This is a genomic window from Actinobacillus ureae ATCC 25976, from assembly GCF_000188255.1.
Classification (GTDB): domain Bacteria; phylum Pseudomonadota; class Gammaproteobacteria; order Enterobacterales; family Pasteurellaceae; genus Actinobacillus; species Actinobacillus ureae.
The window spans coordinates 379,607-389,108 of sequence record NZ_GL831081.1 but is presented as its reverse complement, the minus strand read 5'-3'; the positions used below and the strand labels follow the sequence as shown (position 1 = coordinate 389,108).

Annotated in this window: 10 protein-coding genes and 1 pseudogene; 7 read left to right on the top strand and 4 right to left on the bottom strand. The window is 40.1% G+C overall.

The genetic code is table 11. The annotated features are described in order from the left end of the window. Positions 1–559: 559 nt before the first annotated feature. Both HMPREF0027_RS09720 and HMPREF0027_RS09715 read right to left on the bottom strand, forming a co-directional pair. Positions 560–1,144: pseudogene (locus tag HMPREF0027_RS09720) on the bottom strand (ATP-grasp domain-containing protein); the annotation flags it as partial. Between the two features lie 254 nt (positions 1,145–1,398). Continuing rightward, positions 1,399–2,310: a mechanosensitive ion channel family protein gene (locus tag HMPREF0027_RS09715; protein WP_044024511.1), complete on the bottom strand. Its 912-nt coding sequence runs from the start codon at positions 2,308–2,310 to the stop codon at positions 1,399–1,401. Between the two features lie 213 nt (positions 2,311–2,523). Here HMPREF0027_RS09715 and rluC point away from each other — a divergent pair, with 213 nt between their 5' ends. Beyond that, positions 2,524–3,489 carry a 23S rRNA pseudouridine(955/2504/2580) synthase RluC gene (rluC, locus tag HMPREF0027_RS09710; protein ID WP_044024546.1) on the top strand — a complete coding sequence of 322 codons (966 nt, stop codon included), beginning with the start codon at positions 2,524–2,526 and terminating at the stop codon, positions 3,487–3,489. Positions 3,490–3,549: 60 nt separating this feature from the next. After that, positions 3,550–4,395, top strand: coding sequence for a dihydropteroate synthase (folP, locus tag HMPREF0027_RS09705; protein WP_044024510.1), 846 nt, complete (start codon positions 3,550–3,552; stop codon positions 4,393–4,395). A 48-nt stretch (positions 4,396–4,443) separates the two neighbouring features. Here folP and HMPREF0027_RS11375 read toward each other — a convergent pair whose 3' ends face one another. Next, complete coding sequence (locus HMPREF0027_RS11375) at positions 4,444–4,755, bottom strand: hypothetical protein (RefSeq protein WP_005624742.1); 312 nt, start codon at positions 4,753–4,755, stop codon at positions 4,444–4,446. A 114-nt stretch (positions 4,756–4,869) separates the two neighbouring features. Beyond that, on the bottom strand, positions 4,870–5,145 hold the full coding sequence (locus tag HMPREF0027_RS11370) for a DUF5358 family protein (protein ID WP_005624740.1): 276 nt from the start codon (positions 5,143–5,145) through the stop codon (positions 4,870–4,872). Between the two features lie 211 nt (positions 5,146–5,356). Between HMPREF0027_RS11370 and HMPREF0027_RS09695 the strand changes: the two genes are divergently transcribed. The 5 genes from HMPREF0027_RS09695 (at position 5,357) to ftsN (ending at position 9,461) form a co-directional block, all read left to right on the top strand. After that, positions 5,357–5,707, top strand: a complete 351-nt coding sequence (locus HMPREF0027_RS09695; protein WP_005624738.1) for an ArsC family reductase — start codon at positions 5,357–5,359, stop codon at positions 5,705–5,707. Between the two features lie 22 nt (positions 5,708–5,729). Beyond that, the gene (gene dapE, locus HMPREF0027_RS09690; RefSeq protein ID WP_005624736.1) at positions 5,730–6,863 is read left to right on the top strand and encodes a succinyl-diaminopimelate desuccinylase; all 1,134 of its coding nucleotides are present in this window, start codon (positions 5,730–5,732) and stop codon (positions 6,861–6,863) included. An 18-nt stretch (positions 6,864–6,881) separates the two neighbouring features. Continuing rightward, on the top strand, positions 6,882–7,550 hold the full coding sequence (locus HMPREF0027_RS09685; RefSeq protein ID WP_005624733.1) for a M15 family metallopeptidase: 669 nt from the start codon (positions 6,882–6,884) through the stop codon (positions 7,548–7,550). A 116-nt stretch (positions 7,551–7,666) separates the two neighbouring features. Then, a complete protein-coding gene (locus tag HMPREF0027_RS09680; protein WP_005624731.1) occupies positions 7,667–8,422 on the top strand; it encodes a class I SAM-dependent methyltransferase in 756 nt (251 codons plus the stop codon). Positions 8,423–8,534: 112 nt separating this feature from the next. Beyond that, positions 8,535–9,461, top strand: coding sequence for a cell division protein FtsN (ftsN, locus tag HMPREF0027_RS09675; RefSeq protein WP_005624729.1), 927 nt, complete (start codon positions 8,535–8,537; stop codon positions 9,459–9,461). Positions 9,462–9,502: the final 41 nt, after the last annotated feature.

The following is a 9,502-nucleotide window of genomic DNA, read 5'->3' as shown; positions in this document are numbered from 1 at the left end:
CCCCTTAAATAATATTAAAATGAATAATGTTTATACAGAAAAAGTGATAGAATGTTACTGTCAAGTGATTTTATTTATAATACCTATCAATGGATAGTAGTGAGGATATAGTATGATTTTTAAATCTTACTGTTGGAGTTTAGGTTCAACAAGTTTTAGGGTTAAAGATTTAAGTTATAAAAATGAACAGTTACTAATTTTATTAGAAGAATTTTGAAAAACTCATACTGAATGGAATTCAATAACTCAACCTGACTTCTATGACTTAATGAAAGAGAATGGGTTACTTAGAGGTAATGCTTCTCGGAAAGATAAAGATGCCCGTCAAAAAACATCAGGCTTACATGAGTTGGGTTTGGTTTATCCTAATAGAAAAATTACACCTGTTGGATATGCTATATTAGATAGCGTGAAAAAAGATAATTTCTCATCTAATAATATTTTTGGAATCGAATCTGACAGTTATTTATATTTATTACAGTTGTTGAAATTGACACCTAGTGTTGTAAACATAGAAGTGGACGATTTTTATAATGCACATGTAAATATTTCAGAAACATATAAATTCTTCCATAATATATTCAACAGACGGATTCTGCACAGCGAAGAATTCATTTAACTGCGCTTCGTTACGCACTTTATAAGTGTCTGAAGCACCAGCGCCGGAGTTCGGTTTAATAATTACCGGGAATTTCAGCTCTTTAGCTAATTTGCGAGCATCTTGCTCATCTTTAAACACACGTCCTTTTGCTACTTTTAAACCGGCTTTACGAAACACTTCTTTCATATGTGCTTTGGTTTTAATCGTGAGCATATCCTCATTTTTATAACCGAACACGTTGAAATCGGTACGTAATTTGGCATCCAGCTCAAGCCAATATTCGTTATGCGATTCAATGCGGTGAATGCGCCCGTATTTATGTGCAAAGTAACCGACCGCACGATAAACCTGATCATAATCTTCCATATTATCCACACGATAATATTCGGTTAAATGCGCTTTTAAGGTATCGCTCAGTTGCTCATAGGGCGTGTCAGCAATTCCCAATGTATTAATGCCTTTTTCCTTCATTCGGACGGCAAACGTCTCAAAATTAGTCGGAAAATGCGGTGAAATCATCACAAAGTTGAGTGGTGTTGTCATATGTTTCGTTCCTAAAATAAACAAATTATTATTAAAAAATATTATATGTGTATAGATTCTAAGCGACTTTGGTGTGTTTGGGTAATGATTTTCACATTTTATTGATTTGAATAAATAATAATGAGAATGTGAGGAGAGATAAAAAGAAGACAATCGTAGGATAGGTATCACTTGAGGAAGTAATAGAAAATAAAAGCGGTCGATTTTTTTGCAAAATTTGCTAGAAAACCGACCGCTTGTAAGCCGTTCAGCGATTATTTATTTTCAATCGCAATGCTTTTACTGTCTGCAAGGTGAAGATTCATTTGATTGTATGGAATCTCGATACCGGCTTTATCAAATTCAAGTTTGACCATTTCGGTAATTCCCCAGTAAGCTGTCCAGTAATCCGCTGTTTTCACCCAAGGACGAACCACAAGTTGTACGCTATGTGCTGATAATGCACCGACTGCCACGACAAATGCCGGATCTTTTAATACTAAAGCGTTATTTTCTAAGAGGCGAGATACAATTTCTTTCGCCTCTTTTAAGTTAGATTCGTACGAAATATCAAAAGTAAAATCAATACGGCGAACATCGTTTGCAGAGTAGTTAACGATGCTGTCTGAGAACACTTTGCCGTTTGGAATTAATACGGTTTTGTTATCGCCGGTACGCAGTTCCAATACCAATAAACCCATTTGCTCAACCGTACCTGTCATGCCGCCGGTTTCGATTAAATCGCCTTTACGGAACGGTTTGAAGATTAATAACATCACACCTGCAGCAAAATTTTGTAATGAGTTTTGTAGTGAGAGACCAATCGCTAAACCTGCCGCACCGATTAATGCTACTAACGAGCTAGTGTTAATACCTAATTGTGAAAGTGAGGCAATCACCACAATCAATAACAATAAGAAATAGCTGATTGAGCTAACGAAGCTTTGTAACATTTCGTCTTTAGTTGAAGCTAAAGCCGCTTTACCTAATAACTTACTGATTAAGCGAGCAAAGAATTTACCGACGACGAAAATAACAACGGCTAATAATACCTTTGTTCCGTACGGGATAACCCAATCTTTTAATAAAGTTTGCATATCCATAGTGCTTACTTTATCAATCACTTTTGTTGTTTCAGCTACAACATCAACCTGTTGCACTGTTTCAGCGGTTTTTTCTGCTGACATTTGATTTTCCTTTATGTTGACATCCTTCACATCAAGTTGAAGGACAGAGAAATTGAAGGTGCGCATTTTGCACAAATTGCGTACTAATGACAATAGAAATCATGATTAGTGCAGGCTATTTGTAAAATTTTCGATAAATCTGACCGCTTTCCTGCCTTGCTAGGGGGGATTATGTTAAAATTAGCACAAATTTTTTATCAAGAAGTAAAACCAATGACTACAGAAAAAGTAATTAATGCCAGCGTGCAATTTTTCACCATTAGTGATGATGAAGCGGGGCAGCGTTTAGATAATTTCTTACTCGCCAAATTGAAAGGCGTACCGAAAAGTTTAATTTATCGCATTGTGCGTAAAGGTGAAGTGCGTGTGAATAAAGGCAGAATCAAACCGGAATATAAATTACAAGAGAACGATGTTGTACGTGTACCGCCGGTGCGTGTCGCTGAGAAAAACGAAGCGCCGATTTCCACTAAATTGAATAAAGTTGCCGAGTTAGAACAGCAAATTTTGTATGAAGATGATGTGATGTTAGTAATTAACAAGCCGTCTGGAATTGCGGTTCACGGCGGTAGCGGTTTGAGTTTCGGTGTCATCGAAGCTTTGCGTGCTTTACGCCCACAGGCAAGATTTTTAGAATTAGTTCATCGCATCGATCGTGATACGTCCGGCATTCTGTTAGTGGCGAAAAAGCGTTCGGCTTTGCGTAATCTGCACGAGCAATTACGTGAAAAAGTGGTGCAAAAGGATTATCTCGCATTAGTACGTGGGCAATGGCAATCACACGTTAAAGTGATTAGAGCACCATTGTTGAAAAATGAATTAGCAAGTGGTGAGCGTATTGTTAAAGTAAGCGAAGAAGGCAAACTGTCCGAAACCCGCTTTGCGATTGAAGAACGCTATGCCAATGCAACTTTAGTTAAGGCCTCACCGGTAACCGGTCGTACTCACCAAATTCGTGTGCATACCCAATATGCCGGACATCCGATTGCGTTAGACGATAAATATGGTGAGGCAGAATTTGACAGTAAAATGAAAGCGGTCGGTTTACACCGTTTATTTTTACACGCCTATTCAATTCGTTTCGAACACCCGAAAACTGGCGAAGAAATGCTGATTACTGCTCCATTGGATAAAACCCTAAAAGGTGTATTGGCGAAGTTGAGGGCATCGCAAGCCTAGGGATTATTTATATACATAACCTGGTACAGCACAGCCGTGCTAGGTGAAAGGAATATGGTTATGCAAATTCATTTCAAAAATTATCAAAAAAAAGACCGCTTGTTAGATTTAACTCAGCCGCAAATTATGGGGGTTTTAAACTTTACCCCTGATTCTTTTTCCGATTCGGGTAAGTTTTTTAGTTTGGATAAAGCGTTATCCCAAGTGGAAAAAATGTTGAATGACGGAGCGGATATTATTGATATCGGTGGTGAATCAACCCGCCCTAATGCGGAACTTGTGACATTGGAGCAAGAGTTGGAACGTGTTGTACCGTTAGTGGAAGCGGTGAGGAAACGTTTTGATTGTTTGATTTCGGTTGATAGTTCAAAAGCGGAAGTGTTTAAACAGTCAGCAGAAGCAGGTGCCGATATTCTAAATGATATTCGAGCCTTAACCGAGCCGAATGCGCTAGACACTGCTGTTGAATTAGGTTTGCCGGTTTGTTTAATGCATATGCAAGGTAATCCGCAGAATATGCAACAAAATCCGGTGTATGATGATGTATTGGAAGAAGTGGCGGATTTTCTCAATCAACGCATTTTTGAATGTATCACGGCTGGGATTCCAAAAGAACATATTATCCTCGATCCTGGCTTTGGGTTTGGTAAAAGTGCAAAGCATAACTTTACGCTTCTTAAGTATTTAAAAGCCTTTTCGGATGCCGGTTTTCCGGTGCTTGCCGGTTTATCTCGTAAATCCATGCTCGGAGCGGTAACCGGCAGACCAGTTGAGCAACGTGTGACAGCTTCGGTGGTCGGTGCATTAATTGCGGTGCAAAACGGCGCTAAAATTATTCGTGTACATGATGTAGCAGAAACTGCCGATATGTTGAGAGTCTGGAAGGCGGTAGCGGAATGTGAATAAATAAAAAAGAGATGTGAGTTAATCTTCACATCTCTTTTTGTTTAGCCTTTAGTAAGAATACACTTCGTTTTTCACCGGTTCCCAATTGACTCTGATTCGATCACTTGGTGCTTGTGGCTCTTGGAAAGATGATTCTTTTTCTTCAGGTTGAACAGGCAGCGCTACCGGCTCAATTACTTCTTCTTGTGCGATATCTAATTGATATTGGTTATCGCTATTATCAATTTCGCTTCTAACAATACGAGCTGATTTTTTAGTTACTTTAGCTTTTCTTGTTTTTTTGTTAGTTGTTTTTTTGACATTAGTCGGCTTAGTGACAGCCTTTTTGGCTTTTGTCGGCTGTAAATAAGTCGCTTCCAATGTATTACACCAAGCTTGGCTAAATTGTGCCTCTTGTGAATGTCCGTGCTGTTGCGATTTTTTAGCTAAAAAACGTTGTAAAGCTAGATCTTGTGTAAGGATAAGATAATTATCTTATCCAATCACTTGGCTGAGAGTCGTTTGATAAACAGCCATTTGATACAACATTCGATTACCCTCGGATAATTTAGCACCCTTAGATTTCCGTTCCTTAGGATAGAGACATTGTTCGTATTTGTTTTTTTCAATGACCCATTTTTGTACATCTTCATTCGAAATCTGATATTTTGCTTTTCTTGTGTTGGATGAGTTCGAATCAGTGTAACTTCCGCAAGCAGTCAGCAGCAACACAATAAATAATGTGAGCGTCCTGAATGTTAATTTTTTCATTAGTGGTAGTACCTTTGTAGAAGAGTTCGCAAATTATACAGAGTATTTTCAATTTTTCATTACAAATTTTATAATTTGAATAACTTTATTACCTTAATTTTAACTTATCAATCAGGATAAATTATTGAAGAATATTTTACGATAACCTTGTATCACACTACAAAAAGCACTAGAGTATTTAACTTTTCTGAGCAAGCTAAAGGAACTTATCATGACAGTACGAGTATATGGGATTAAAAACTGTGACACAGTAAAAAAAGCGCTTAAATGGCTTGAAGCATATCAGCTACAACCCGTTTTACATGACTATCGTGTAGAGGGATTAACTACTGAATGGCTTGAACAAATTGAGAGCCAATTCGGTTGGGAAGCTTTGGTGAACAAGCGCTCAACTACTTGGCGTAATTTAGATGACGCGGTTAAAAATAATCTGGATCGTACAACAGTATTAAAAGTGCTATTAGAGCAACCGACCCTAATTAAACGCCCGATTATTTTACAAGACGGTATTGCTCTCATTGGCTTTGATGTCAAACAATATGAACAAGCGTTCGGTAAATAATTTATTTTTGGAAAATTAGAATATGAAAAACAACATCATCAACCTCGCACAAGATTTAATTCGTCGTCCCTCAATTAGTCCGGCTGATCAAGGCTGTCAACAAGTGATTGCAGATCGTTTGCAACAGTTAGGCTTTACGCTCGAGTGGTTGCCATTCGGCGATACGTTAAATTTATGGGCGAAGCATGGTAGCGGACATCCTGTAATTGCATTTGCTGGACATACCGATGTGGTGCCGGTTGGTGATGAAACTCAATGGACTTATCCTCCGTTTGAAGCTCGTATTGTGGATAATATGCTTTACGGACGTGGTGCGGCAGATATGAAAGGTTCGCTTTCCGCTCTGGTTGTTGCAGCGGAAGAATTTGTTAAAGCAAACCCAAACCATGTCGGCACGATTGCATTGCTGATTACTTCCGATGAAGAGGCGGCGGCAAAAGACGGCACGGTAAAAGTGGTGGAAACACTGATGGCGAGAGGCGAACCGATTCACTATTGCGTAGTGGGAGAACCTTCTAGCGGCAAAGTGTTAGGCGATGTGATTAAAAACGGCAGACGAGGCTCAATTACCGGTGATCTTTATATCGAAGGTGTACAAGGCCATGTTGCTTATCCGCATTTAGCCGAAAATCCGGTGCATACGGCATTAAATTTCTTAACCGAATTAACCACTTATCAATGGGATAACGGGAATGAATTTTTTCTACCGACCAGTTTACAAATTGCAAATATCAAAGCGGGAACCGGCAGTAATAATGTGATTCCGGGCGAATTATATGTGCAATTTAACTTACGTTATTGTACATCAGTTACTGATGACATTATCAAAAATAAAGTAGCGGAAATGTTAGCTAAGCATCAGTTAAAACACCGTATTAGTTGGAATTTATCCGGTAAACCGTTTCTTGCCGGCAATGGGCAATTAGTCAAAGCGGCGGTACAAGCGGTCGAAAATGTCACAAAATTTACGCCTCGTTTAGATACCAGCGGAGGGACTTCTGACGGACGCTTTATCGCTTTAATGGGGGCGGAAATCGTTGAATTCGGACCGTTAAACGCTACTATTCATAAAGTGAATGAATGTGTTAATGTTGATGACCTTGGCAAATGTGGAGAGGTGTACTATCAAATCCTCGAATACTTACTCAAAAGTTAATGCTGAGGAAAGATTAAAATGATAGCAAACCTCGAACAAATCCTCACCGGTAAAACACGCGAACATCTTGTGCCGTTGCCGAATCCGTTATCGGATAAACACTTTTTGCAAGCTGGGGTGGTCGATGCCTTTTTAGCATTGCAGCAGGCAGCAAAAGAAGCCGGTTTTAATTTACAGCCTGCTAGCACTTATCGTGATTTCGAACGCCAAATGCTGATTTGGAATGCAAAATTTAATGGTGAACGCAAAGTACATGATGATAGCGGCTGTGCGATTGATATGGCTAAATTGGACGATTTACACAAAATCCAAGCGATGATGCGCTGGTCGGCAGTACCCGGTTCCAGCCGTCATCATTGGGGAACAGAAATTGATATTTTTGATCCCGATTTGCTGCCGGAAGGGCAAAATTTACAGCTTGAGCCTTGGGAATACCAAACCGGCGGTTATTTCGCTCCATTAGCCGAATGGCTGCACCATAATGCCGAATATTTCGGTTTTTATTTTCCTTTCAACGGTGTGAATAATATCAAAGTTGGTTATGAGCCTTGGCACATTAGTTATCGTCCGATTTCCGCGGAATATGAAAAGCTATTCAGTCATGAGATTTTGCAAAAATCGTGGCAAAATGAACCGCTTGCCGGTAAATCCTGCTTACTTGAACATTTTAATCAGCTATTTAGCTGATATTTCCTACCATGGAATACTCCGACGGCACGGAAATAGCACATACTTTTTCTTATTCTGTGTACCTCGGTGCTTTCCGTGGTTAATTACCGAATAATTTTTTTGCAATTAATATAATGACAATTCAACTTATCAACGAATCTTCGCATACTGAGAAATTTCAGCAAATTTGTGACAAATGGCAACTAGCTCACGACCCATCCGCTATTCTTGCGCTAGTTTTAACTGACGAGCGTTTAGAGCTGCGTAAACTGGACGAACCGAAACTCGGTGCGATTACTGTGAATTTTGTCGATGGCACTATGGCGCACCGCCGTAAATTCGGTGGTGGTCGAGGTGAAGCGGTAGCAAAAGCAGTGGGGATCAAAGGTGATTATTTACCTACGGTTATTGATGCTACCGCAGGGCTCGGCAGAGACGCTTTTGTATTGGCTTCTGTCGGCTGTAAAGTATTATTAATTGAACGTAACCCAATTGTAGCGGCGTTATTGGAAGATGGTTTGGCAAGAGCCTATGCCGATCCGGAAATCGGTACATTTATGCAAGAACGAATGATTTTAGCCGACGTGCGTAATATCTCGTTACTAGACGCAGCACAGCAAATGGCTGATGTGGTTTATCTCGACCCGATGTATCCGCATAAACAAAAGAGTGCGTTAGTGAAAAAAGAAATGCGAGTATTCCAACATTTAGTTGGTGCAGATTTAGATTCATATGATTTTTTTGCGCCGGCAAAAGCTCTTGCCCGTAAAAGAGTGGTGGTAAAACGTCCGGACTATGCGCCCTTTTTAGCAGAGCAAAAACCGGATTTTTCGCAAACCACGAAAAATCACCGCTTTGATGTTTATCTTTCACATTTAAAATCTGCGTAAATTTTTGTGAAAATCAGACCGCTTGTCCTATGAACTTCTAGGCAAGGCACTGTTTTTTTAGTAGGATCGCAATCTTTATAGTTTTTTAGGTCCAATAGGACAAGGTGTTATCGTGCCACAACGTGATTATGCAGCCCGCTCGAACAAAAAAAAGGGTACTAATAAATCTCTCATTTTAGGGATTATCATTCTCTTACTTTTGGCTGGTGGGATTGGTCTATGGGTATTAAAAGAAAATGCACCGACGCAAGCAATACCTATAGCGCAACCGACTCAACCAGTTCAGCAGCCGCAAGGCCCTGCCTTACCGAGTCGACCGGAAGAGGTGTATAGCTATATTCGTGATTTGGAAACACGTGAAGTGTTAACTGACAATAGCCAGAAATCACAAGAAAAATTAGCTCAGCTTTCAGCAGAACAAAAACAGCAGCTTGAAGCAAAATTAAAGCAAGAAGAAGCGGCTCGTTTAGCAGCGGAAAAACCAGCAACTCAGCCTGAAGCAGCGACACCTGCAGCATCGACTGAAACAGCAACAGAAGCGCAACCTGCGGTTGTTGCGTTAACACCGGAAGAGTTAGCTGCAAAGAAAGCGGCTGAACAAAAGGCGGCGAAATTAGCGGAAGAAAAACGTAAGCAAGCAGAATTGAAGAAACAACAAGAGCTTGCGAAGCAGAACCAAGTTCCGGTTGAAACGGCTAAACCGGTGGAAACCGCAGCAAGCGCAGAACAACAAGCAAAACTCACAGCAGTAAAAGCGAAAAAATCGGAACAAACCAAAGTAGTTGCAAGTGCGGCAAAACCAGCAGATAAAGCAACTAATCAAGTGGGACGTTTTGGTTTACAATGCGGTGCATTTAAGAATAAAGCGCAAGCTGAAAATATGCAGGCTCGCTTAGCGATGGCTGGTTTTAATGCGCGTATTAGTTCAAGCTCTGATTGGAATCGTGTTTTTGTCGGTCCGGTTGGAGACAGAGCAGCAGCATCGACTGCACAATCTAATGCCCGTAGCGTAGCGGAATGTGTGATTGTTTCGATGTAATCGAATTAGAAATAAAAAAGCTCAGTTTTGATCTGCACCCC

Coding starts and splice junctions, on each gene's coding strand:
- folP (WP_044024510.1), top strand. CDS start 3,550: ATGCAAATTCATTTCAAAAATTATCAAAAAAAAGACCGCTTGTTAGAT.
- dapE (WP_005624736.1), top strand. CDS start 5,730: ATGAAAAACAACATCATCAACCTCGCACAAGATTTAATTCGTCGTCCC.
- HMPREF0027_RS09680 (WP_005624731.1), top strand. CDS start 7,667: ATGACAATTCAACTTATCAACGAATCTTCGCATACTGAGAAATTTCAG.
- HMPREF0027_RS09695 (WP_005624738.1), top strand. CDS start 5,357: ATGACAGTACGAGTATATGGGATTAAAAACTGTGACACAGTAAAAAAA.
- HMPREF0027_RS11370 (WP_005624740.1), bottom strand. CDS start 5,145: ATGAAAAAATTAACATTCAGGACGCTCACATTATTTATTGTGTTGCTG.
- HMPREF0027_RS09715 (WP_044024511.1), bottom strand. CDS start 2,310: ATGTCAGCAGAAAAAACCGCTGAAACAGTGCAACAGGTTGATGTTGTA.
- HMPREF0027_RS09685 (WP_005624733.1), top strand. CDS start 6,882: ATGATAGCAAACCTCGAACAAATCCTCACCGGTAAAACACGCGAACAT.
- rluC (WP_044024546.1), top strand. CDS start 2,524: ATGACTACAGAAAAAGTAATTAATGCCAGCGTGCAATTTTTCACCATT.